This window comes from Streptomyces caatingaensis, assembly GCF_001187435.1.
Taxonomy (GTDB): Bacteria; Actinomycetota; Actinomycetes; order Streptomycetales; family Streptomycetaceae; genus Streptomyces; species Streptomyces caatingaensis.
The window spans coordinates 114972-138000 of record NZ_LFXA01000002.1 but is presented as its reverse complement, the minus strand read 5'-3'; the positions used below and the strand labels follow the sequence as shown (position 1 = coordinate 138000).

Sequence of the window (23029 nt, the reverse complement as noted above, 5' to 3'; positions counted from 1 at the left end):
CCGTCGAGAGGATGCCCCCTCATGCCCGCCCCCCACCCGGCCCGCCGCCTGCTCGCGGCCCTGGCCGCACTGCCGCTGCTGACCGCCGCGCTCACCGCCTGCGGCTACGGATCCCAGGCCGGACGGGACGACGCGGGCCCGGCCGCCGCGGGCGGGCGCAGGCTCTCCGCGGACACCGTGCGGATCGGCTACTTCCCCAACATCACCCACGCCACCCCCCTCGTCGGCGAGCAGGAGGGGATCCTCCAGAGGGAACTCGGCGGCACCGAGCTGAAGTCGGCCGCCTTCAACGCGGGCCCGTCCGAGATCGAGGCGCTCAACGCCGGTTCGATCGACATCGGCTGGATCGGCCCGTCCCCCGCGATCAACGGCTGGACCCGGTCGAAGGGCAGGAGCCTGCGGATCGTCTCCGGCTCCGCCTCCGGCGGCGTCCGGCTCGTGGTCGACCCCCGGAAGATCGCCTCGCTCGACGACGTGAAGGGCAGGCGGATCGCGACGCCGCAGAAGGGCAACACCCAGGACGTCGCCTTCCTCAACTGGATCGCGGGCCGGGGCTGGAAGGTGGACCCGCAGAGCGGCAAGGGCGACGTCTCGGTGGTCCGTACGGACAACAAGGTCACCCCCGACGCGTTCAAGTCCGGTTCGGTGGACGGCGCCTGGGTGCCCGAGCCCACCGCCTCCAAGCTGGTCGCCGAGGGCGGCAAGGTGCTGCTGGACGAGTCCTCCCTGTGGCCGGGCGGGAAATTCGTGATCACCAACGTGGTCGTGTCGCAGAAGTTCCTGGCCGCGCACCCGGACGTCGTCGAGGCCGTGCTGCGCGGCTCGGTGCGGACCAACGCCTGGATCGCCGCCCACCCCGAGCGGGCGAAGGCGTCGGCCGACAAGGCGCTCCGGAGGCTGTCGGGCAAGGCGCTCCCGGCCGAGATCCTCGACCCGGCGTGGGCGTCCATCCGGACCCTGGACGACCCCCTCGCCGCCACCCTGCGGGCCGAGGCCGACCACGCGGTCGCCGCCGGACTGCTCGACGCGCCCGACCTGTCCGGGATCTACGACCTGACCCTCCTCAACAAGGTGCTCAGGGCCGAGGGGCGGCCCCCGGTGAGCGCGGCGAACCTCGGCAAGCAGTAGTTGTGCCCACCCACTTGGAGGTCCGGATGGCCCCGGCAACGACGACCGCCCTGGCGCACGCGGTCCGTCTCGACCACGTCGACAAGACCTTCGGGCGCTCCGGCGACGGGCGGCCCGTGCTGGAGGACATCAGCCTGACCGTCGCGCCGGGCGAGTTCGTCTGCCTGCTCGGCGCCTCCGGCTGCGGCAAGTCCACGCTGCTCAACCTGGTCGCCGGGCTCGACCGGCCGACGGGCGGCCGCATCGACGTGCCCGGCGGCCGGCCGGCGCTGATGTTCCAGGAGCACGCCCTCTTCCCCTGGCTGACCGCCGGCCGCAACATCGAGCTCGCGCTGCGGCTGCGCGGCGTCCCCCGCCCCGCCCGGCGGACGGAGGCCGAGCGGCTGCTCGACCTCGTCCGGCTCGGCGGCTCGTACGGCAAGCGGGTGCACGAGCTGTCGGGCGGCATGCGCCAGCGCGTCGCCCTGGCCCGGGCGCTGGCCCAGGACAGCCGGCTGCTGCTCATGGACGAGCCGTTCGCCGCGCTCGACGCCATCACCCGGGACGTGCTGCACCACGAACTGACGCGGATCTGGCGCGAGACGGAGCTGTCGGTGCTCTTCGTCACCCACAACGTGCGCGAGGCGGTCCGGCTCGGCGGACGCGTGGTGCTGCTGTCGTCGCGCCCGGGCCGGGTCGTCCGGGAGTGGACGGTGGACCTGCCGCAGCCGCGGCGCATCGAGGACGCGGCCGTCGCCGAGCTGTCCGTGGAGATAACCGAGGAACTACGGGGGGAGATCCGTCGCCATGGCAAGCCCTGACACCGCCCGACACCCCGACCTGGCCGGGCTGGAGGCCGGCCTCGACGCGCTCGACACCGTCCAGGTCCGGCGCACCCCGGTGCGGCAGGTGCTGCTGCGCAAGGTGCTGCCGCCGGTGACCGCCGTGGTCCTGGTGCTGGCGGTGTGGAAGCTGCTGGTCGTCGCCGGGGTCACCGAGGACTACAAGCTCCCCGACCCGGCGGCCGTCTGGGACAGCCTGCGCCAACTGTGGCTCAAGGGAACGCTGTTCGACATCATCTGGACCAGTGTCTCGCGCGGCCTGCTCGGCTTCGCCGCCGCGCTCGCCCTCGGGACGCCGCTGGGGCTGCTGGTCGCCCGGGTGCCGTTCGTCCGGGCGGCGCTGGGCCCGGTGCTGTCCGGCCTCCAGTCGCTGCCGTCGGTGGCGTGGGTGCCGGCCGCGGTCATCTGGCTCGGCATCACGGACGCCGCGATGTACGCCGTCATCCTGCTGGGCGCGGTGCCGTCGATCGCCAACGGGCTGGTCTCCGGCATCGACCAGGTGCCCCCGCTGTACCTGCGGGCCGGGCGGACCCTGGGCGCCACGGGGGCGCGCGGCGCCCGCCTCGTCCTGCTGCCCGCCGCGCTGCCCGGCTACGTCGCCGGCCTCAAACAGGGCTGGGCCTTCTCCTGGCGCTCCCTGATGGCCGCCGAACTCATCGCCTCCTCCCCCGACCTGGGCCTCGGCCTCGGCCAGTATTTGGAGAACGCCCGCACCGACTCCGACATGCCGGGCGTGCTCCTGGGCATCCTGCTGATCCTCTTCGTCGGCATCGCCATCGACCTGGCGGTCTTCAGCCCGCTCGAACGGCGGGTCCTGCGGACGCGGGGGCTGGCGGCGTGACCCTCCTCCTCGTCGCCCACGGCAGCCGTGACCCCCGGCACGCGGCGACCGTCGCCGCGCTGCGGGCGGGCGTCGCGGCGCGCCGGCCCGGCCTCCGGGTCGAGGCCGGCTTCCTCGACTTCTACACCCCCTCGGTCAGCGAGGCACTCGAACGGCTGGCGGCGGACGGGGTACGGTCGGCCGTCGCCGTGCCGCTGCTCCTCACACGGGCCTTCCACGCGCGGACGGACATCCCCCAGGTGCTCCGGACCTGCTGCCCGCCCTCGCTGACCGTCCACCAGTCCGACGTCCTGGGCCCGTCCCCCCTCCTCGTCGGCGCACTGGAACGGCGGCTGGCCGAGGCGGGGGTGCGCGACCGCTCCTCGACGGGCGTCGTGCTCGCCGCCGCGGGGACGTCCGACCCCCGGGGGCGGGCGGTCGTGGAAGGAGTGGCGCGCTCCTGGCAACACGCGGGCGGCTGGCGGGCCGTGCGCTGCGCATACGCCTCGGCCTCCGGCCCCCGCCCCGAGGACGCCGTCCACGCCCTCCGCGCCGCCGGCTGCGAACACGTCGCCGTCGCCCGCTACGTCCTGGCACCCGGCCGCCTCCCCGACCGCATCGCCGCGGGGGCTCGGGAGGCGGGGGCGGACGTGGTGACGGATGTGCTGGGGGTGATGGGAGAGGTGGTGACGCTGGTGCTGCGGCGGTACGAGGAGACGCTGCCCCGGCCCCTCCCCCCGAGGGGGAACCCCCACTTCACCGTTTCCGGCGCGCTGCCGCCGCGATAGGGGCGCGGCGCAGCCGCGTCGCTGTCGCGCGGAGCGCGCGATACGGGTCCGGGGCCCGCCCCGGCGCCGTACAGACGGACTCAGGCGGACTCCACCGCCGTGCCGAGGCCCAGCGCCACCAGGATCCCGCCCGTGGCCCGCTCCAGGCCGCGGTGGACCCGGGGCCTCCGCAGCCATGTCATCATCCGGTCCGCACCCGCCGCGACCAGCAGCATCCACGTCACCGCGATCACCGCGTCGATCGCGCCGAAGAGCAACGTCGTCCACAGCGGGGAAGCCCCCTCCGGCAGGAACTGCGGGGCGACGGCGACGAAGAAGACCCCCACCTTCGGGTTGAGCAGACAGCTCAGCACGCCCTGCCGGAAGGCCGCGCCCGCCCGCGGCGGCGGACCGGCGTCCTCGGGGGCCGGCCGCTCCTCCGACAGGGCCACGGCCCGCCGCTGTGCCCACAGCGCCTGCGCCCCGAGGAACACCAGGTACGCGGCCCCGGCGAGACGGACGACGGTGAACGCCGCGTCCCACCGCTGCAACGCCGCCGCCAGGCCGCACGCGGCGGCCGCGCCCCAGGCCAGCGAACCGGCCGCCACGCCGAGGGCCGTGGCGCTCCCCGCCCTCCGGCCGCCGCGCAGGCAGTTGCGCAGCACGAGCAGCAGGTCCGGGCCGGGGGACACGGTCACGAGCAGGGAGAGGAGGGCGAAGCCGAGGATCGCGGTCGGCACGGGAGGCTCCTGTTCGCACGGGGGCACCGGAACCGGGAGCATAACCGCGGACGGCCGCCGCGCCCCGTGGGGGTGAGGCACGGCGGCCGAAGGGACCGTACCAGGCGAGGCCCCGTCACGGCGCCCGGCCGGCCGGACCCCGGCCACCGCGCCGGGCCGCCGGGGCGGGAGACTTGCGGGGACCTGCCCGGTACGGGCACGGAAATTCGGAAGGCGAAGGTACGGCAGTGGTGGACGCGGCATTCACGGAAGAGCGGGCACGCGGCATCCTCGCGGCGGCCGGGGTGACGGCTCCCGCGGCGCGCGGGGCGACGCTGCTCGCCCTCGGCGAGAACGCGGTCTTCGCCGTGGGCGGGCTGGTGGCCAAGGTAGGGCGGCACGCCTCGCTGCGCGACCGCGCCCTGCGCGAACTGCGTGTCGCGTCCTGGCTCGCGGAGAGCGGCGTCCCCGCCGTGCGGCCGGCCGAGCCGGACGTGGTGATGGCCGACGGCCATCCCGTCACGCTCTGGCACCGGCTCCCCGAGGCGGTCCGCCCCGCCGGGCCCGAGGATCTGGCCGCGCTCCTCCGCCTCGTCCACGCCCTGCCCGGGCCGGACTTCGGGCTGCCCGCGCGGGAGCTGCTCGGCGGGGTCGAGCGCTGGCTGCGGCTGGCCGGCTCCGCGATCGATCCGGCCGACGCGGACTATCTCCGCGAACGCCGCGACGGTTTCGCGGCGGCCGCCGCCGCGCTCGTCCCCCGGCTGACGCCCGGGCCGCTGCACGGCGACGCCCTGCCGCGCAACGTCCACGTCGGCCCGTCCGGGCCCGTCCTCGTCGACCTGGAGACCTTCTCCGCCGACCTGCGGGAGCACGACCTGGTGGTGATGGCCCTGAGCCGCGACCGCTACGGCCTCGACCCGCGCGCCTACGACGCCTTCGTCCGGGCGTACGGGTGGGATGTGCGGGAGTGGGAGGGGTGCGCTGTGCTGCGGGGCGCCCGGGAGACGGCGAGCTGCGCGTGGGTGGCGCAGCACGCGCCGGGGAATCCGGCGGCGCTGGCCGAGTTCCGGCGTCGGGTGGGCTCGCTGCGCGACGGCGACGAGACGGTGCACTGGCATCCGTTCTAGCCGGCATCCGTTCTAGCCGGCATCCCTTCCCGCCGGCGTCCGCTCCAGCCGGCATCCGCTCCAGGTGACAGGCCGGGCCGGGGGCGCCTCACCTGACGGGCCACCGCCCGTTCACCACCGCCCCCGCATCCCCCCTCCGCCGCAGCCACCCCTCATACCCCTCCGCCCACTCCGCGTACCACCGCTCCTGATCCCGGTACAGCTCCCCCAACTCCGCCTTCGCTATCCGGGGATGGCGATCCGCGATCGCCAGCGCCACCCGCACCGCGGCCAGCGCGTCCGCCCCCGCCTCGTGCGCCCCCTCCAGCACGACCCCGTACACCCGGCACACATCCCCCAGCGTGCGCCGCCCCTTGCGGTAGCGGTCGACGGCCCGGTCGATCGTCAGCGGGTCGATGACCGGGCCGGGCCGGCGGCCGAGCGGCGGCAGGCCGTGTCTGCGCAACTCGGCGTCGAGCAGGCTGAGATCGAAGGACGCGTTGTAGGCGACGACGGGTCGCCCCAGCGCCCAGTGCGCCGCCAGCTCCTCCGCTATCTCGGCGACGACCTCCCGCGCGGGCCGCCCCTCCGCCGCAGCCCGCTCACCGGTGATGCCGTGCACCGCCGTGGCCTCGGCGGGAACGGGAACGCCGGGGTCGGCCAGCCAGCACCGCCGCCCCACCGGCTCGCCCCCGGCCGTCTCCACCACCGCCGCCGTGACGATCCGCGCCTCCGCCGGATCCGTGCCCGTCGTCTCCAGGTCGAACCCGATCAACGGCTCCGCGTGCCAGCCCATGGCAAGTCCCCCTTCGTGGTGCTCTCCCCCGCAGGACCACCACCCTCGCACAGGCCACTGACAACGCCCCGGGAGCGGCGCTCAGGAGACAGGGCGCGAATCCGCCCAGACCCCCTCGAACTCCTCGCGGTACGTGTCGAACAGCCCGTCCTCCCCGGACGGCGCCCCCGACCGTCCGCGCGCACCCCCGCGCAGCACCAGCACCGGCGCCTCCATCCCCCGCGCCCGGCGCAGATAGGGCTGGACGACGGCCAGGCCGTCGGCGCCGTCGCCGTTGACGAGGTAGGCCGTGAAGCGCGGGGTCTCGTCGAAGACGCGGATCTCGAACGCGGAGGGGGCGGAGAGCCGGTCCCGCACCCGCCGCATGTGCATGATGTTCATCTCCACGGACCGGCTCATCTCGCCCTTCTTCAGGCCGAGCTCGCGCTCGCGGCGCCGCACCGCGCTGCTGGCGGGGTTGAGGAAGAGCAGCCGGGCGCGGCAGCCGTCCTCGGCGAGGCGGACGAGCCGGCGCCCCGAGTAGTTCTGGACAAGGAGGTTGAGTCCTATGCCGACCGCGTCGAGCCGCCGCGCGCTGCCGAAGAGGTCCTCCACGGGCAACTGCCGCTGCAGGCGCACCCGGTCGGGGTGCACGCCGACGACGTCGGCGTAGCGGTCGCCGACGAGGTCCTCGACGGCGTCGACGGGCAGCCGGTCGGCGGAGGGGATGCCGGCGCCGCCGCCGAGGATGTCGAGCAGCCGGGCGGAGGCCCGTTCGGCCTGGGCGAGGACGGTCCGGGACAGGGCGCGGTTGCGGGAGACGACGTTGCGCGCGACCTCCAGCTCGTCGAGGGCGAGTTCGAGCTCGCGCCGGTCGTCGAGGTACGGCTCGAAGCAGGGCCAGTGCTGGACGAGCAGCTCCCGCAGCTGGGGAAGGGTGAGGAAGCTGAGGACGTTGTCGTCGGCGGGGTCGAGCAGGTAGCCCTTGCGCCGGCTGACCTCGCGCACGGCGACGGCCCGCTGCACCCACTCCTGCCCGGCGGGCCCGGCCGCGGCGACGACCCATTCGTCCTCGCCGTGCACGGGTTCGTACACCGGCCGCAGCACGGCGGCGACGACGGCCCGCAGCCGCTGCTCCACCAGGTTCAGCCAGATGTAGGCGCGGCCCGCCCGGCGGGCGCGGGTGCGCACCTCGCTCCAGGCGTCCGCGCCCCAGTCGAGTTCCGCCCCGATCTCCCCGGGGCGGGCGAGGGACACCGCGCCGGGGGGTGTGCCGCCGGCCGCTTCCTCCCCCGGATCCCCGTCCGCAGGGGGCAGCTCCAGCCCGCCCGAGCTCATCAGTGCACCGCCTTCTTCCCGCCCCCCGTTCAACGATCAAGGCAGACTACTGCGCCTGTGGGAGACGGCGCACACGCGCCTGGTCCGGCGCCCGGCGAACTCGCCTGTGCCACGTGGCGGTTGCCCATGACACGTAAGGACCATGTGATCTGACTCATAGTGATATCCGTGCGTGAGGTGGGAAACGGACGGTCCGTCACCCGTGTGGTCCGGCCGTCCGAGAGGTGGAGGGCGGTGGTTTCGGGGAAGATCTGGACCTCGACGGCCCGGTGCGAGGCGCCCGGGGGAGGCCGGAAAGCGGAAGAGTCGAGTCTATGCAGGTCTGGCCGGGACAGGCGTACCCCCTCGGTGCCACCTACGACGGGGCGGGCACCAACTTCGCGGTCTTCTCCGAGGCGGCGGAGCGGATCGAGTTGTGCCTGCTGCACGAGGACGGGTCGGAGACGGCCGTCGAGCTGCGGGAGAGCGACGCGTTCGTGCGGCACGCGTACCTGCCGGGGGTGATGCCGGGGCAGCGGTACGGCTTCCGGGCGCACGGCCCGTACGCCCCGGAGCGGGGGCAGCGGTGCAACTCCGCGAAGCTGCTGCTGGACCCGTATGCCAAGGCCGTCAGCGGCCGGGTGGAGTGGGGGGAGGCGGTCTACGGCTATCACTTCGACGATCCGGACGCGCGTAATGACATGGACTCCGCTCCGCACATGATGACCTCCGTCGTCATCAATCCGTACTTCGACTGGGGCGACGACCGCCGGCCGCGCACCGAGTACCACCGGACGGTCATCTACGAGGCCCACGTCAAGGGGCTGACGATGCTTCACCCGGAGCTGCCGCCGGAGATCCGCGGCACCTACGCGGCCCTGGCGCACCCCGCGGTGATCGCGCACCTGACCGGGCTGGGGGTGACGGCGATCGAACTGATGCCGGTGCACCAGTTCGTCCACGACCACCGGCTGGTGGACCTGGGGCTGGCCAACTACTGGGGGTACAACACCATCGGCTTCTTCGCCCCGCACAACGCGTACGCGTCCTGGGGCGACCGGGGGCAGCAGGTGCTGGAGTTCAAGTCCGCCGTGCGGGCCCTGCACGCGGCCGGCATCGAGGTCATCCTCGACGTGGTCTACAACCACACGGCCGAGGGCAACCACCTGGGCCCCACGCTGTCCTTCCGGGGCCTCGACAACGCCTCGTACTACCGGCTCTCGGACGACCCGCGCTACTACACGGACACCACCGGCACCGGCAACTCCCTGCTGATGCGCAGCCCGCACGTCCTCCAGCTCATCATGGACTCGCTGCGGTACTGGGTCACCGAGATGCGGGTGGACGGCTTCCGGTTCGATCTGGCGGCCACGCTCGCACGGCAGTTCCACGAGGTGGACCGGCTGTCGTCGTTCTTCGACCTGGTGCAGCAGGACCCGGTGGTGAGCCAGGTGAAGCTGATCGCGGAGCCGTGGGACGTCGGCGAGGGGGGCTACCAGGTCGGCAACTTCCCCCCGCTGTGGACCGAATGGAACGGCAAGTTCCGGGACACCTGCCGGGACCTGTGGCGCGGCGAGCCCGCCACCCTGGCCGACTTCGGCTCCCGGCTGACCGGCTCCTCCGACCTCTACCAGGACGACGGCCGCCGCCCGCTCGCCTCCGTCAACTTCGTGACGTGCCACGACGGTTTCACCCTCCACGACCTCGTCTCCTACAACGAGAAGCACAACGAGGCCAACGGCGAGGACAACCGCGACGGCGAGGGCCACAACCGGTCGTGGAACTGCGGCGTCGAGGGCGAGACGGACGACGCGGCCGTCCTTGCCCTGCGCGACCGGCAGATGCGCAACCTGATCGCCACCCTGCTGCTCTCCCAGGGCGTCCCGATGATCAGCCACGGCGACGAGTTCGCCCGCACCCAGCACGGCAACAACAACGCGTACTGCCAGGACAGCGAGCTGTCCTGGGTGCACTGGCCCGACCCCGACGACCCGGCCGCCGAGCGCGCCCGCCGCATGCTCGCCTTCACCCGGGCGATGGTCTGGCTCCGCCGCGACCACCCGGTCTTCCGGCGCCGCCGCTTCTTCCACGGCAGGCCCGTGCAGGGCACCCACGACGAACTGTCCGACATCGCCTGGTTCACCCCGGAAGGGGAGGAGATGCGCGACGAGGACTGGCAGGCCGCCCACGCCCGTTCCCTGACCGTCTTCCTCAACGGCGGCGCCATCTCCGAACCGGGGCCGCGCGGCGAGCCCGTCGTCGACGACTCGTTCCTGCTGATGTTCAACGCCCACGACGGCGCCCTCGACTTCGTCGTCCCGCCCGACCACGGGCGGCTCTGGCGGGTCGTCGTGGACACCGCGCGCCCCGAAGGCGTCATCCAGGACGGACCGAAGCTCGCCGCGGGAGACCGGCTCACCCTCACCGACCGCAGCCTCGCCGTCCTCCAACGCCCCCTCTGACGACCGGGGACGCCCCCTCCGCGACCGCTGCGCCCCCGCCCGGCTGGGTACGCATGTTCCCATGAAGCGCGACAGCCGCGACAGCCACGACGGGACGACCCCGCCGACCGCCACCTACCGCCTCCAGCTCCAGCCGGACTTCCCCTTCGCCGCGGCCGAGCGCGCCGTGCCCTCCCTCGCCGCACTCGGCGTCTCCCACCTGCACCTCTCCCCCGTCCTGGAGGCCGTGCCCGGCTCGACGCACGGCTACGACGTCACCGACCACACCGCCGTCCGGGCCGAACTCGGCGGCGAGGAGGGCCTGCGCGCCCTGGCCCGCGCCGCCCACGCCCACGGCCTCGGCCTGGTCCTGGACATCGTCCCCAACCACATGGCCGCCCCCGCCCCCGAGCACCTCAACGGGCCGCTGTGGGAAGTGCTGCGCGACGGACCCGCCTCCCCGTACGCCCGCTGGTTCGACATCGACTGGGCCGAGCACGGCGGCAAGGTCCTGCTGCCCGTCCTCGCCGGCCGGCTCGGCGACGAGCTCGGCGCCTTCACCGTCCACGACACCACCCTGCGCTACCACGACCACGTCCTGCCCCTGCGCCCCGGCACCGAACGGCTCCCCCTGCCCGAGCTGCTGGACGCCCAGTGGTACCGGCCCGCCTGGTGGCGGCTGGCCCGCACCGAGCTCAACCGGCGCCGCTTCTTCACCGTCTCCGAGCTGATCGCCGTCCGCGCCGAGGACCCCGAGGTCTTCGCCGCCACCCACGCCAAGGTGCTGCAACTCCTGCGCGAAGGCGTCCTCGACGGGCTGCGCGTCGACCACCCCGACGGGCTCGCCGACCCCGCCGGCTACCTGGCGCGGCTCCACGAGGCCACCGGCGGCCGCTGGACCGTCGTCGAGAAGATCCTCGCCCGCGACGAGGCCCTCCCCGACGCCTGGCCCGTCGCCGGCACCACCGGCTATGACGCCCTCCGCCACATCGACGGCCTCTTCACCGCCCCCTCCGGCGCCGCCGAACTCACCACCGCCTACCGGGCGTTCGCCGCCCCGCCCGCCGACCGCGGCGGCGACTGGCCCGCCACCGTGCGGCGCGCCGCGCGCCGCATGGTCTCCCACGAACTCGTCGCCGAGACCGAGCGGCTGGTGCGCGTCGCCGCCCGCATCTGCGACGCCTCCTGGCGACTGCGCGACCACGCGCCCTGGGCGCTGCGCACGGCGCTGTACGAGATCCTCGTCCGGCTGCCGGTCTACCGCCCGTACGCGCGCTGCGGCGAGCCGGCCGCTCCGGCGGAGGCCGCCCTCCTGGACGAGGCCGCGCAGGCCGCGCGCTCCGCCTTCACCGTGCCGGAGGAGGCCGCGGCCGTCGAGGTCGTCCGCGACGCGGCCCTCGGACGGCTCGGCGACGGCCCCGAACACCGCGACTTCTGCGCCCGCTTCGCCCAGACGGCGGCCGCGGTGCGCGCCAAGTCCACCGAGGACACGGCCTTCTACCGCTACGCCCCCCTCCTCTCCGCCACGGAGGTCGGCGGCACACCCGACCGGCCGGCCGTCTCCTCCACCGAGTTCCACGCCTTCTGCGCCCGCATCCAGCGCGACTGGCCCGCCACCGGCACGGTGCTGGCCACCCACGACACCAAGCGCAGCGCGGACGCGCGGGCGCGCCTGACCGCGCTGACCGAATACCCGCGCGAATGGGCCCTCCTCCTGGACGAGTTGTCGGCCCGGGCGCCCGCGCCGGATCCCCATCTGGCGTGGACGGCCTGGCAGACGGCCTTCGCCCTCGGCGAGCCGGACGCCCTGCGGCTCGTCCCCGCCGTCCTCAAGGCCGCCCGCGAGGCGGCGTTGCGCACGACGTGGACGGAGCGCGACACATCGTACGAGGAGGACGTCGAACGCTTCGTCGTGGGCGGCCCCTGCGGGCCCGCCCACCGCGCCCTGACCGACTTCGCCACCGCGGTACGCCCGTCCGTACGCGCCAACACCCTCGGAGCGGCCCTCCTCCACCTCACCGTGCCCGGCGTCCCCGACCTCTACCAGGGCACCGAGCGCGTCCGCCGCCTCCTGGTCGACCCCGACAACCGGCGCCCGGTCGACCTCACCACCCCCACCGAGCCGTCCGGCCTCTCCGCCGAGAAGCTCCACCTCACACGCACGGCCCTGCGCCTGCGCCGTGCCCACCCCGAGTGGTTCACCGGCCCGCGCGCCGACTACCACCCGCTGACCGCCACCGGCCCGGCGGCGGACCACTGCGTGGCCTTCGCCCGCTCGGGGGAGGCGGTCACGGTGGTGACGCGGTGGGCGCGGGGGCTGGACTGGGGGGAGACGGCGCTGGGTCTGCCGGACGGGGCCGCGCGGTGGCGGGAGTTGCTGACGGGGCGGGTGTGCCCGGGGCGAGTGCCGCTGTCGCGGTTGTTGCACCGGTTTCCGGTGGCGTTGTTGGTGCGGGAGTGAGCTACTGGGCGCCGAGTTCCGCGACGAGTGCCTTCCAGGCGGGGTTCGGGACGCTGATCGAGCGAAGCGATGGATTCTTGGAGTCGCGTATGCCGACACGATCGGCGAGGTCTGCTACTTCGACACAATTACTCCCGTTTTCCCCGGTATAGGAGGACTTGACCCATGACACGCCATTCATGACTACGCCTGCTCTCTCGCCAGCCGTTCCAGAAACTTCGGTGTTTCCCCGGGGCCCAGCGCACCCGCGCAGAGGGCGTCGAACTTGCGGGTGTGCTTCCACACTTCCGTCTGCTTGTCGACCACGACCACCGATCTGGCCTCGTCGATCTCGACGATCGTCGTCATCGGCGGCTCGAAGTCCATGAGGACGAAGTTGCTGAAGGAGCGATATGTAGGCGTGGCCAGGGGCAACACCTGAACCGTCACGTTGTCCAGCTTCGCCAGGTCGGCGATGTGCTCGTACTGCTCACGCATCACCTCGGCACTGCCGAGGACATGGCGCAGCGCCGCTTCACCCATGATGACCCAGAGCTCTACAGGGTTCTCGGACCTGGTGATCAACTCCTTGCGCTGCGTGCGGAGCTGGACGTTCATCTCCAGAAATTCGGTCGTGGTCTCCTCGACCGCCTTTGCGGACTGGAACAGCGCCCGCGCATAGGATTCGGTCTGCAACAGCCCGTAAACCAGAGTCGGATGCCATCCCCTGAGCCGTCGCGCATCGCGCTCCAGTCCCACGAACATGCCCATGCCGGACGGCATCAGATTCCGGTACGGAGCCCACCAGTCACGGCTCAGCGAATCCCGCTGGATCCGGACGAGGAACTCGATGTCCTCCTCGTCTTCCAGCCCGTACCGCGCGCACAGATTGCGGAGATCCTGGACCTTGTCCAGGCTCGTCAGCCCCCGCTCCACACGCCACAGCTTCGTCTCGCTGAAGCCCAGTCCGTCAACCGCCTGCGCCGGCGTCATCCCCGCGCGGTCGCGGAGCCTGCGGAGCTCTTTCCCGAGCTGCACCCTCCGCAGCGTCGGCCCCGTCTTCACTGCCATGCGCGAACCCTCCCGTGCCGGGCTCGGTGGTGGGGGCACCCAGCCCGTACGTACCCGTGCCCAGCACCCGTTACCCCGTGCCCCGCTCGCCGAATATTCCACTTTCAGCGACAGTGTCGCTGCGACTTGCCCGCCAACTCTCCCACGCCCCAAGCTGGTTGAGCAGCCGAACCACTAACGTCCGGAAGCACACCCGAACCCCACGCAACCCGAAAGGCGCCCCCATGCCCTCACCCCGCATCCGTGCGCTGGCCCTCATCCTCAACGGCCACGGCAAGGTGCTGCTCGTCTCGCCGTACCGCAAGGGCGCCCCGGACAACGGCCGCAACTTCCAGCTGCCCGGCGGGACGGCATGGGACGGCGAACCGGCGTGGGAGGCCATGGCCCGCGAGGGCAAGCGGGCGACGGGCCTGGCCCTGACGCCCGTCCGCCTGGTCCTGACGGACTTCACCCCACGCGACGAGCGCACCTACGCGCCCCCGGCGATCGACTTCGTCTACCAGACCCTGACCGTCCCGGACGACACCGCCGTCCGCCTGGCCACCCCGGGCACCGGCCCCGAACTCGCCGCCTACAAATGGCTCACCCAACACGACCTGCACACCCACTGCACCACCTACCACGCCCACCGGATCACCGCAGCCCTCTACGCCGCCCGCACCGGCACCTGCGCCGAACTCCACGCGGGGCGCCCGGCGTACGCGCACGCGGCGTAGGGCGGCACGAAAGGTGCGTATCCGTGCCGCCCGACTACCGCCAAGGTATGTTCAGCCAAGGGCTGTTCGGTTCGGTGACCAGGATGCGATGTGCTTCGAGCATGTCCTGGTACCAGTCCCCGAACTCCTCCTCGTCGAAGTGCAGGCATCGGCCCAGGATGTAGCCGGCGGAGAATTCCTCCCATGAGCGGTAGTTCAGCTGACTGATACGCCCGGCCCGTACGACGGCGTTCTCCGCCTCGGCCAGGGTGCAGTACCGGGCGCCGAGCCCCCAGCGGGCCATTTTCGACGCGCGCCCGAAGTCCCAGGCGAGAACGGAACGAACCTGCTTGTCCTCCGCGAGGAGGCCGTCGGCCCGGAAACGGGCCTCGTAGCGGGTGATGCGCCCGATGACCTTGAGGACGCGCGTCACTTCGGCCTCGATGCCGGCTGCATCGTTCTCCTCCTGCGCCCGCGCCCGGAGAATGCGTTCGGTGACTTGCCGCCAGTGTGCTGTGTCCACGAACCCGCCGTATTGGCGATGGAGCATCTGACGGATTTCGAGGACGAACTCCCATACGCCGCCGGTGACACTGTTGCCCTGCAACAGGTTCTCCTGCGCGCGTCGCCACCCGTCACGGTCGGTGATGTCCCACCATTCCTTGAGGCGTTCCCGTTCTTCGTCGAACCCACGGCCGTGCCAGGCCATGGCGTTCCAGAACGAGCTGTTGTGGACGCACAACAGGGCGCCGCACGCGAGCCCGTGGGCCACCGGCCCGCTGAGGGCCCCGCCGACCCAGAGGGTCCGCAAGGTCGGGGCAGAGGAGTACGGGTCCCTCTTCTGTGTGTGCTGTTGCCACACCAGCCGGTGGGACGGTGTCGCGGGAAAGATTCCCTCGCAGGGAGAGCCGGGGTTGATCGCCAGCCATATGTGGTCGCTGTCAGCCGGCCAGTTCCTGGCCAGGAAACTGAGGCTGAACCTGAAGAAGACCGGATCCTCGACGGGCACCGGCAGCATGCCCTCGGTGAAGTAGACGTGACAATGCTGGCTCACCATGGGGAGCCATGAGGAGGAACGGAGGAAGTACCCCGGGCGGTTTTCGGCGAAGTCCCTCGGCGTCGCATGGTAGAGGACCGCTCCGGCGAGGACGTCGAAGTACGCGGCCCAGTCGTTGCGCACCTTCGCCTCGTAGAGACCCCGTTCGATGTCGCTGGGCGCCTGCCAGGGCGGCAGGTGATCCGGTATGCCCTGCCCAGTCGTCGCTTGCCCCTGGGGGGCGGGTGGCTCGGTCTGTCGTGTCCCCATAACGCTGCGCTTTCCAGACGGTCAAGTGCTGTTTGGCTATGCGGTGGCCGAAGGGGTGCTATAGGTAGCACCAGCTGGGCGCCATCAGGGGGTGACCGACGTGAGGCGATCCTCGGCGCCCCAGGTATAGCGCCAGGTTTGCGCGAGAGGCGGGTCTCCTGGCGCGGGACCGCTCGGCACTGGGCGTCGTGTTCATCCGCCTGACGACCCCGGGCAGCGGCCTCGAACTCGCCGCCTACAGTGGCTCACGCAGCACGAGCTGCACACCCACTGCGCCACCTACCACGCCCACCGGATCACCGCAGCCCTCTACGCCGCCCGCACCGGCACCTGCGCCGAACTCCATGCGGGCCGGGCGCGTATCGCCGCTCATACGAGTCCGGCGCTCTCAGCCGCCCGGCCCTTGACCGTTCATCTACCACCAGAGCTGGGGTGCCTGCGGATCCTGTACCGACTCAAGCGGTACCACGCAACGGGCCGAAGCTCGATGGTGTGTGGTGGTCGCCCGAGTCCTCATGCCAGGAGAAGTCCGCCGCATGCACATACCCTTCTCCCTCGTTGAGCAAGAAGAGGTTTCCATGGGTGATTTTCTCTGCGGTAGCTCCCAGGATGCGCAGCCGTTCCTCCTCGGTGGCCTGTCGAACACTGAGGGTCTCATAGCTGGGCTGTAGGTGCATCAACGTCACGGCAGGGAAGGCGACATCAATACGCGTCGTGTACTTTTGCGGGTGAAAGCTTCGCAAAAGAAGGACGGAGTGACTAACCGAGTACTGCCACACTTGGAACTTTCGCTCCCATGAAATAACCTTTTGCATGCTACCTCTTCGGCATGGGCCAGTGTTCTGGCTCGGGTACTGATACAGGCTTTCCGTTCTCGTAGAACGTGATGCTATCCCACGTTCGATCCCCCAAGCGCACAGCCTTTCCCACGTGGTACATCTCGCGCTCTGTCGCGTACCAGTTATCCCCCATGCCGTTCTCATAGGCTCTCATGAACCGTTCTGCTGGCGTCGATCCACTGAACCCGTCCATGACGATGTGCAGGCGCACCTTCGGGTTGTGCGCCGCGGCACGGACATCGGCTTCGAAGTCCGTCCAGTTGTCCAAGTAATGCGTGAATCCGTTACTGTCCGCAAACTCTCGGAGCCCTTCTTCTCGGATCCCTAGTGCCACATCTGTCGGGTAGGGCGCGAGCCCAAGTGGATCAAGCCAAATGTGCGGGTTGATTACATAGGTGACCGAGTTGGGCGCTGCAGCGAGGCCGAGGAGGTCCGAAGCGGTATAGCGGGCCGTGTCAGGGTCGTAGTGGCGATGGAAGTTGTAGTGGAGTCCGGTCTCCGGGTCGAAGTATTGGCCGGGGAAGCGGAGCGGGGTATAGGTGGTGCTGTCCGTTGCCCAGGCTGTGATTCCCCAAAGGGTGGTGCGCGAGCGCCAAGCCGTCGTGCCCGACTCGTCGATCAGCTCCGTCGGCGTGCCGACCAGGTCGGTGACGATGGCGAAGAAGCGCTCGTCGATGGTCCGTTGGGAGGCGTCCGGGGAGGATATTCGCTCGGTCTGGGAGACGGGACGGTGGCCGTCGTGGTCCCAGGTGAGGGTGACCGGGTGGGGGAGTTCGGTGGCTGTGGTGGTTTGTTCGGTGAGGGTGGGGCCGTCCCAGGTGAAGGTGGTTTCTTCGGCGACCTCGCCCGAGGGGGTCAGGCGCTGTTTGGCCGTGCGGCGGCCGAAGGGGTCGTACAGGTAGCGCCAGTTGGTGCCGTCGGGGGTGGTGACGGCGGTGAGGCGGTCCTCGGCGTCCCAGGTGTAGCGCCAGGTTTCCGGTTTGCGGGAGAGGCGGGTCTTCTGGCGCAGGACCACTCGGCCCTGGGGGTCGTGTTCGTAGCGGACCCGGCCGGCGCGGGTTATTCGGGTGCCCTCGTAGGAGCGGGGGCCGTGGGCCTCCGCGCCCGGGTGGTCCGTCGGCCAGGACGCCTCCGTCTGGTTGCCCGCCTCGTCGTAGGCGTAGCGCTCCGTCCAGTTGGCGGCGTGGACGGCCGTGACGCGACCCGCCGCGTCGAGGTCGAAGCGGCGAGTGCCCGTCGCCGAGTCCGTGAGGGCGGTCAGGTGGCCGTCGGGGCGGTAGGTGTAGGTGCGGTGGAGGGGGTCGGTGACGCCGGTCAGGGATTGGGACGACAGGCGCCCCGCCGCGTCCCAGGCGTGGGTCAGGGTCAGGCCCTGGCCGAAGTGGCGGGCCACCTCCCGGCCCGCCGCGTCGTGTTCGAGGGTGAAGGTGTGGCCGTTGGCCGTGAGGGACGTGCGGTTGCCGGCCGCGTCGTACGTCCAGGTGGTGACCGCGCCGCTGGGGGTCACGCGGCGGGTGCGGCGGCCGAGGGCGTCGTAGGCGTACGTGAGCGTACGGCCGTTGACCGTCTCGGACTTGATCCGGCCGAGGCGGTCGCGGGTGTAGATCACCGTCGCGTCGGGGCCGGCCGCCTCACGGAGGCGGCCGTTCACGTCGTGGGCGTACGTCGTGACCGCACCGTCCGCGTCCTTCGACGCGATCCGGCCGACCGCGTCGTAGGCGTACGTCGTCGTCTCGCCCAGCGCGTTCGTGCGCGAGGCGAGGCGGCCCGCCGCGTCGTGGGTGTAGGTGAGCGTACGGCCGTCGAAGTCGGTCTCCGAGGTCAGGCGGCCAGCCTCGTCGTAGATGTAGGTCCAGGTGAGGCCCTGCGGGTTGGTGACCGTGCGGAGTTGAAGCTGGGTGTCGTGGGTGAAGGTGTAGCGGGCACCGTCCGGCGTCGTGCGGGCGGAGACGAGGTCGAAGTGGGTGTGCTCGTGCCGCGTGACGCCGCCCATCGGGTCGGTGTACGTGACGCAGTTGCCCTCGCCGTCGTACGTCCACGACTCCTCCCCGCCGTCGGGGGCGGTGCGGCGGGCGAGCAGGCCCTCGACCGTCCAGGCCAGGCGCGTCGTCGCCCCGAGGGGGTCGGTGACGGCGACGATCCGGCCGAAGGCGTCCCGCTCGTAGCGCGTCGTCGCGCCGAGGGGATCGGTCACCTCCGTCACCAGGCCGGCCGCGTCGCAGCGCAGGCGGGTCGTGTGGCCCAGCGGGTCCGTGACCGACAGGGGACGGCCCGCGTCGTCGTACGCGTAACGGGTCGTCGCCCCTGACGGGTCGGTCAAGGACGTGCGGCGGCCGGCGTCGTCGTACGTCTGCCGCCAGACGGAACCGTCCGGTTCGGTGATCGTCTCCGGGAGGTCGAGGGCGTTGTACGCCGCCGTGCTCTCCGCGCCGTCGGGACGGACGACCGAGACGAGGTTGCCCGCGTCGTCGTAGGAGAACGTTGTCGTGTGGCCGAGCGGATCCGTGCGCGAGAGCAGACGGTCGTGCCGGTCCCAGGCCGACAGGGTCGTGGCGCCCGTCGGGTCGGTCTCGGAGACGAGCTGGGAACGGTCGTTGAAGGTGTAGCGCGTCGTGTGTCCGAGGGAGTCCGTCAGGAGCGTGACGCGCAGGCCGGTGTCCGGATCGAGGTCGCCGAACTGCAGCGTGTACCGGAGGTGCCCCTCCTGGCCCGACTCGCGGACGCAGCGGTCGCGGTCGTCGTACGCATAGTGGTACGAACGGTCGTTGCGGTCGGTCCACGACGTGACCCGGCCACGGTCGTCGTAGGTGAAACGCAGCGGAAGCCCCGAGGAGTTGATGACGTCCGTCAGGTTCCCGTCCGTATAGGCGTAGCGGATCAGCTCCACATCTCCCAGGTGCAGAGCAGTGACACGCCCCGTGTCCGTGAGGACGCGGAGGTGGTATCCGCCGCTGTGGGTGATGCCGGTGGGGGTGCCGTCCTCCGTGTAGTCGAAGGTGATCCAGTTGCCGCTGCGGTCGCTGATCTGGTCGAGAAGCGCGATCTCGTGACGGTCATCGGACGGCACCGGGGCGGTGAAGTGCCATGTGCGGTCACCTTGCCGGTCCGTGATCGTGTAGCCGCCTCCCTCCGCCCGCTCCAGTGGCCAGCGGGGCCCGTGGGACGGAAGGGTCGGGACGTCCGGCACGGGGTGCGGGTAGGCGAGGAGCATGCCGTCTTCGGCCACGAAGACGACGCCCTGGGCATCGATCTCCAACCGCTGGTCCACCGTGCTCGACCACGAGGGGCCCAGCCAGCGGCCGGCGCGGTAGCCGGACTGGACACGCCAGGTGAATGCGAGAGGCAGGGTGCCGGGGAGCGTCACGTCCGTCTGGGACAGGAACATGTGCCCCGTGGACAGGTCGACCGGGTCGCCGCCCTTGCACCTCTGGGCATCCTTGCGGGCCGCGTCCTCCGCGCCCTCCTCGACCTGTCGCCGCGCCGCCCCCGCCTCCTTGCCGAGCTGCCGGGCACCCCGGGCCCCCGCCTCCTCCAGCCCGTGCCGCCCCGCGCTCACCGCCACGCGCCGGGCCGCCGCGCCGCCCGCCCCGGCACCACCGGTCGCCAGCGCGGTGAGGGCGTCGAAGCCGAGGCGGCCCGCCGCCTCCGAGGGGTCCTTGCCCCAGCCGGTGCCCAGGAGAGCGGACGGGATCTGGTCCGGGTGGTTGGCGAGTGTCATCAACCCGGCACCCATGTTCGTCATGTGGTCGAGATACAGGGCGGGGTGGGTGACGTTGTACGGGTCGATGGGCAGGAGGGTGCGGGCGAATTTGACCGTATCGGCCGCGCCCTTGGCGAAGCCGCCCGCGAAGTGGGTCATCTCGATGGCCGACGCCGTGCGGAAGTCGGCGAAGTCCAGCGACATCCGGTCGGTGAACTCCGGCTTTTCCGGGGCGTGCGCGAGCGCTCCTTTCACCGCCGAAGCCGCCGACTCCGCCGCGCTGTTGCGCTGGGTCCGGGCGGCGGTCAGGATCTCCTGCGCGCGCTGCATCTTGTCCGCGCCCGCGTTGGGACAGGAACCGGGCGGAGTGGGACGCTTCCCGGGGTCCTCGCCCGCGTCGAGCTTCGCGTTGAATTCCTTCGCGGCCGTACGCCTCGACCTGCGCCTTGTACGCGTCGAAAGCCGCCTTCTGCTCGCGCTTCCCCTCCTTGTAGAGGGCGAGGGCCTCCTTCGCCTTCCCCTGGGCCCAGCGGACCGTCTCCTCGTACGACGTCAGGGCCTTCGCCGCGTCCTCGCACGCCTTCGCCGCATGCACCCACTTGGTGGGGTGCATCGCGAACTTCGCGCGGAAGGCGTCCGCCCCCTTCCCCTTCCAGTGCTCGGAGTCCAGCCGGGACATCCCGCCGCCCACCCGCTCGAACGCCGCCGCGAAGTCCGAGAGGTGGGAGGCGGTGGAGGCGATACGGCCGGTGCTGCCGTGGATGAGATCCCCGGCGTCGTCCGTCTCGCCGAGATTCTTCTCGTTCACATGGGCACCGAGGCGGTCGGCGGTGAAGTCACCGAAGTCGTCCACCGTGTCGGCGATGCCGTGCAGGCCGACCTTGTCCAGGCCATCACCCACCTTGTGGGCGACGTAGTTGACGCCTTTGCCGAGCTCCTTCTTGCCCTCGTCGACGGCGTGCTCGATCTTGTCCCCGGCCTTGTTGACGGCCGACTTCAGGCCGTGCCCGACCTTCCCGAAGATGTCCGTCACGGTCGTCCCCCGTCCTTGCCCTTGGTGTGCAGGGGATCGCCATGCGTTTCGAGCGTGTCCTTCAGCAGTTCCTTCTGCGTTTCCATCGCATGCCGGTGGGAGCGCTTGAAGGACTCCCCGCTGTAATCCACGTGCGCGAAATTCCCATGGTCCGCGATCTCGTCCATCGACATCTTCTCGACCTGCTCGTCGGACAGCGTCGGATCGGCACCCAGCGCCGCGACGCCGACCTTCATCGTCCCCTTGATGTACTGGTCGTTCTCGTAGTAGCTGCCGGCGGCCAGGCCGACCTGGCGGGCGAAGCGGTTCCCCTCCTGCACGAGTGACCGCACCCCCCAGTCCCAGCGGTCGCAGAAGGACTTCAGCGCGTCCTTCAGACCGTCGTGACCGGTCTCCAGCCCCGAGAGTTCGAGTTCGTCGAAACCGCGGCCCGCCGCCGCCTCGCCGATCATCCCGAGCTCCCGCAGTTCCGCGAGGGCGTCGGTGATGCCCTTGGCGATGCCGTCCAGCGCCTCGCGATCGGCCTTCAGATCCCCGTTCCCGCTCAACGGTCCGCTTCCCTCCCGGCGTTCACGGCCGCGACATCCGGCACGACGCCCACGACCGGGGGCAGCAGGAACGGAGTGTCGCCCCCGACGTCCAGCGCCACCCCCACCGGCTCCCCCACCGCCGGAACCACCACATCCAGGAGGCGGGCGCCGAGGACGGTCACGTACTCCACGTCCCGGCCGTCCGCCCGGCCCGCCATGAACCGGGCGAGCGCAGCTTCGTCCGAGAAGGCGTGGATCCACCACACGCCCTCGTACGCCGCCGTCCACAGACCGCCGCGCGCGTCCAGCGGCACCAGCACCGGCGACCGCCGGAACTGCCCCAGTGCCTCGAGCGGTTCGGCGCGCCCCGCGTACAACGCGGCCACCTCGTCCCGCAACGCCAACGTCAACACACCCGCCTCCTTCACCCCGGAAGCGTACAGAAGGCTGACGAAGGGTCACACAGGGTATTCCCCGGGATGCACGCACCGGCGGACGCGGGCACGGGCGGGCGCGCCCGGACAGCCCGCCTCAGGGCCCCGGCCCGACCGACCTCACCCCGAAACCAACCCCCCACAACACTCCGCGAACCGCCCCGCCACCCCCGTGAGCCCCACCCGTGAGAACACCGCCAACTCCCGCCGCCACGAGGGATCTCCCGGCACCGTGACCGCCCCGGCCGTGGCCCGGGCCACGTCGACCGAGGCGGCGACGATCCCCACCCCCGCAGCCGCCATCCGTACGGCGGTCGACGCGTGCTGCGTCTCGACCGCCGTGCGTGGCCGGAAGCCGTGCCGCTCGCAGGCCCAGTCCAGCCAGCGGCGCCCCTCGACCACCGGTTCCAACTGGCAGCGCACCCAGGCGCGGTCGGCGAGTTCGGGGAGGAGGACGGGGTGGGTGCGGCCGGCGAGGGGGTCGTCGGGGGCGACGACGAGCACGATCTCCTCGTCGCCCAGCGGCACCACCGGACCGTGCCAGTCCGCCGGGCGCGGGCCGACGGCGATGTCGGCCACGCCGCGTTCCACGTGCTCGCGCAGGGCGTCCGTGCTCGTGTACTCGTGCACATGGAGCCGCACGCCGGGGAACTCCCGCCGCCAGCGGGCGAGGACGCGCGGCAGGAGGCCGACGGCGAGCGCGTGCAGGGTGGCGACGTGGAGTTCGCCGCCCTCCGCCCCGGCCGCGGCCCGGGCCGCCCGGCGTGCCTGGCCGGCGCTGCGCACGGCCAGTTCGGCGTGGGGGAGGAAGGCGCGGCCCATGGGCGTGAGCCCGACCCCGCGCGGCAGGCGCTCCAACAGGGCGCCCCCCACCTCCCGTTCGAGCGCCTTGATCTGGTGGGAGAGGGCGGACTGCGTGACGTTGAGGGACTCGGCGGCACGGGTGAAGGACCTCTCCTCGGCCACCGCCACCAGGTATTCCATCTGCCGCAGGCTCACCGCGCCACCACCCCCATGAACGACCCTCATCGGATCGATCGAAACATTGCGTTGGACTCATCTTCCCTGCTCAGCCGAGGGTGGAGGC

Annotated in this window: 18 protein-coding genes and 2 pseudogenes; 8 read left to right on the top strand and 12 right to left on the bottom strand. The window is 71.8% G+C overall.

Annotation, left to right across the window (positions count from 1 at the left end; translation table 11 throughout):
* Positions 1 to 21: 21 nt before the first annotated feature.
* From AC230_RS01390 to AC230_RS01375, 4 genes are read left to right on the top strand one after another with little or no spacing between them, the layout of a single operon-like run.
* Positions 22 to 1128 (top strand): aliphatic sulfonate ABC transporter substrate-binding protein, encoded by a 1107-nt coding sequence (locus AC230_RS01390; RefSeq protein ID WP_049714076.1) that lies wholly within the window; start codon positions 22 to 24, stop codon positions 1126 to 1128.
* 26 nt (positions 1129 to 1154) lie between these two features.
* Positions 1155 to 1928, top strand: a complete 774-nt coding sequence (locus tag AC230_RS01385) for an ABC transporter ATP-binding protein (RefSeq protein WP_049714921.1) — start codon at positions 1155 to 1157, stop codon at positions 1926 to 1928.
* Positions 1915 to 2790: an ABC transporter permease gene (locus AC230_RS01380; RefSeq protein WP_049714075.1), complete on the top strand. Its 876-nt coding sequence runs from the start codon at positions 1915 to 1917 to the stop codon at positions 2788 to 2790. The genes AC230_RS01385 and AC230_RS01380 overlap by 14 nt, the downstream gene beginning before the upstream one ends.
* On the top strand, positions 2787 to 3557 hold the full coding sequence (locus tag AC230_RS01375) for a sirohydrochlorin chelatase (RefSeq protein WP_049714074.1): 771 nt from the start codon (positions 2787 to 2789) through the stop codon (positions 3555 to 3557). The genes AC230_RS01380 and AC230_RS01375 overlap by 4 nt, the downstream gene beginning before the upstream one ends.
* 80 nt (positions 3558 to 3637) lie before the next feature.
* Here AC230_RS01375 and AC230_RS01370 read toward each other — a convergent pair whose 3' ends face one another.
* On the bottom strand, positions 3638 to 4276 hold the full coding sequence (locus tag AC230_RS01370) for a LysE family translocator (RefSeq protein WP_049714073.1): 639 nt from the start codon (positions 4274 to 4276) through the stop codon (positions 3638 to 3640).
* 227 nt (positions 4277 to 4503) lie between these two features.
* On the opposite strand from AC230_RS01370, the gene AC230_RS01365 reads away from it, so the two are divergent.
* Positions 4504 to 5382 carry a phosphotransferase enzyme family protein gene (locus tag AC230_RS01365; protein WP_241833033.1) on the top strand — a complete coding sequence of 293 codons (879 nt, stop codon included), beginning with the start codon at positions 4504 to 4506 and terminating at the stop codon, positions 5380 to 5382.
* An 88-nt stretch (positions 5383 to 5470) separates the two neighbouring features.
* Here AC230_RS01365 and AC230_RS01360 read toward each other — a convergent pair whose 3' ends face one another.
* Entirely contained in the window at positions 5471 to 6157 is a 687-nt protein-coding gene (locus tag AC230_RS01360) for a 3'-5' exonuclease (protein WP_049714072.1), read from the bottom strand.
* Positions 6158 to 6238: 81 nt separating this feature from the next.
* Complete coding sequence (locus tag AC230_RS01355) at positions 6239 to 7474, bottom strand: SAV2148 family HEPN domain-containing protein (protein WP_049714071.1); 1236 nt, start codon at positions 7472 to 7474, stop codon at positions 6239 to 6241.
* Between the two features lie 314 nt (positions 7475 to 7788).
* Here AC230_RS01355 and glgX point away from each other — a divergent pair, with 314 nt between their 5' ends.
* Both glgX and treY read left to right on the top strand, forming a co-directional pair.
* Entirely contained in the window at positions 7789 to 9915 is a 2127-nt protein-coding gene (glgX, locus tag AC230_RS01350; RefSeq protein ID WP_049714070.1) for a glycogen debranching protein GlgX, read from the top strand.
* 61 nt (positions 9916 to 9976) lie between these two features.
* Positions 9977 to 12355: a malto-oligosyltrehalose synthase gene (gene treY / locus AC230_RS01345; protein WP_049714069.1), complete on the top strand. Its 2379-nt coding sequence runs from the start codon at positions 9977 to 9979 to the stop codon at positions 12353 to 12355.
* A gap of 1 nt (position 12356) precedes the next feature.
* Here the strand turns inward: treY and AC230_RS30525 are convergent, their stop codons facing one another.
* Positions 12357 to 12536, bottom strand: a complete 180-nt coding sequence (locus tag AC230_RS30525; protein WP_078870858.1) for a DUF397 domain-containing protein — start codon at positions 12534 to 12536, stop codon at positions 12357 to 12359.
* Positions 12537 to 12538: 2 nt separating this feature from the next.
* The gene (locus AC230_RS01340) at positions 12539 to 13405 is read right to left on the bottom strand and encodes a helix-turn-helix domain-containing protein (RefSeq protein WP_049714068.1); all 867 of its coding nucleotides are present in this window, start codon (positions 13403 to 13405) and stop codon (positions 12539 to 12541) included.
* A 224-nt stretch (positions 13406 to 13629) separates the two neighbouring features.
* Between AC230_RS01340 and AC230_RS01335 the strand changes: the two genes are divergently transcribed.
* Positions 13630 to 14121 (top strand): NUDIX domain-containing protein, encoded by a 492-nt coding sequence (locus AC230_RS01335; RefSeq protein ID WP_049714067.1) that lies wholly within the window; start codon positions 13630 to 13632, stop codon positions 14119 to 14121.
* A gap of 34 nt (positions 14122 to 14155) precedes the next feature.
* Here AC230_RS01335 and AC230_RS01330 read toward each other — a convergent pair whose 3' ends face one another.
* From AC230_RS01330 to AC230_RS01310, 7 genes and pseudogenes are all read right to left on the bottom strand, one after another.
* Positions 14156 to 15280, bottom strand: coding sequence for a DUF1266 domain-containing protein (locus AC230_RS01330; protein WP_241833032.1), 1125 nt, complete (start codon positions 15278 to 15280; stop codon positions 14156 to 14158).
* 581 nt (positions 15281 to 15861) lie between these two features.
* Complete coding sequence (locus tag AC230_RS32340; protein ID WP_157868473.1) at positions 15862 to 16221, bottom strand: hypothetical protein; 360 nt, start codon at positions 16219 to 16221, stop codon at positions 15862 to 15864.
* A 1-nt stretch (position 16222) separates the two neighbouring features.
* Positions 16223 to 20323 (bottom strand): annotated as a pseudogene (locus tag AC230_RS01325) (DUF6531 domain-containing protein); the annotation flags it as partial.
* 133 nt (positions 20324 to 20456) lie between these two features.
* Positions 20457 to 20978: pseudogene (locus AC230_RS34440) on the bottom strand (putative T7SS-secreted protein); the annotation flags it as partial.
* Positions 20975 to 21526: a hypothetical protein gene (locus AC230_RS01320; protein ID WP_053160932.1), complete on the bottom strand. Its 552-nt coding sequence runs from the start codon at positions 21524 to 21526 to the stop codon at positions 20975 to 20977. The gene AC230_RS01320 and the pseudogene AC230_RS34440, both read right to left, overlap by 4 nt.
* Positions 21523 to 21918 (bottom strand): SseB family protein, encoded by a 396-nt coding sequence (locus tag AC230_RS01315; protein ID WP_241833031.1) that lies wholly within the window; start codon positions 21916 to 21918, stop codon positions 21523 to 21525. Before AC230_RS01315 ends, AC230_RS01320 begins: the two co-directional genes overlap by 4 nt.
* A gap of 144 nt (positions 21919 to 22062) precedes the next feature.
* Complete coding sequence (locus AC230_RS01310) at positions 22063 to 22971, bottom strand: LysR family transcriptional regulator (RefSeq protein WP_422125547.1); 909 nt, start codon at positions 22969 to 22971, stop codon at positions 22063 to 22065.
* Positions 22972 to 23029 lie beyond the last annotated feature (58 nt).